The organism is Allobaculum fili, assembly GCF_020969955.1.
Lineage (GTDB): Bacteria > Bacillota_I > Bacilli_A > Erysipelotrichales > Erysipelotrichaceae > Allobaculum > Allobaculum fili.
In genome coordinates, this window is sequence record NZ_JAHDSX010000107.1 from 1 (window position 1) to 565 (window position 565).

Sequence of the window (565 nt, forward strand, 5' to 3'; positions counted from 1 at the left end):
TGCGTCGAAAACGGGTATAGTCCAGATCTCGAGTCCGACAGAACTGTTTCATAGTCAGTTCGGGATGAAGATAGAAATCTTCGAGAAGTGTTTCCCACTTCATAAGGGTTTCGAGTTGCATAAAAAAACCTCCGATTCAGAATAATTTTCCGAGATCGGAGGGGGTGGCGCTAGACGGGTTCTATTTGACGCTTACATCTGTTTCTGAAGGGTTGGTGCAGCTTTAGCTTTACGTGGCATAAGTGGTCTCCTTGTATAAATTTGTCAGGCTCAAGCTGATTGTATCAGTCTGATGCCTTGATGGAATTTACACAAAAGACCTTACTCTCTCCATATTTTTTTACTCCGGTTATAGATATTGAAATTGCTATATAAAAGCAATGCCATTCGGTTAACGGTTTTGTAGATTGCCAAATTATCCATTTGAGATAATTTGTCTTTTTTTGTGGCAGGAAGTTTAGGAAGTTTCAAAACTTGTACAAATGAGATTATTGACAAAAATCGCGGGCCCTTCAGGCCATAATCCAGCGGAGCTTGAAGGGGGTCATTTTTCCCCCTTTCCAAA

1 protein-coding gene is annotated in these 565 nt (G+C 40.9%); it reads right to left on the bottom strand.

Annotation, left to right across the window (positions count from 1 at the left end; translation table 11 throughout):
• Nucleotides 1-321: 321 nt before the first annotated feature.
• A partial coding sequence (locus Afil_RS10720; protein WP_230268545.1) for a hypothetical protein occupies nucleotides 322-565 on the bottom strand: 244 nt, incomplete at its 5' end.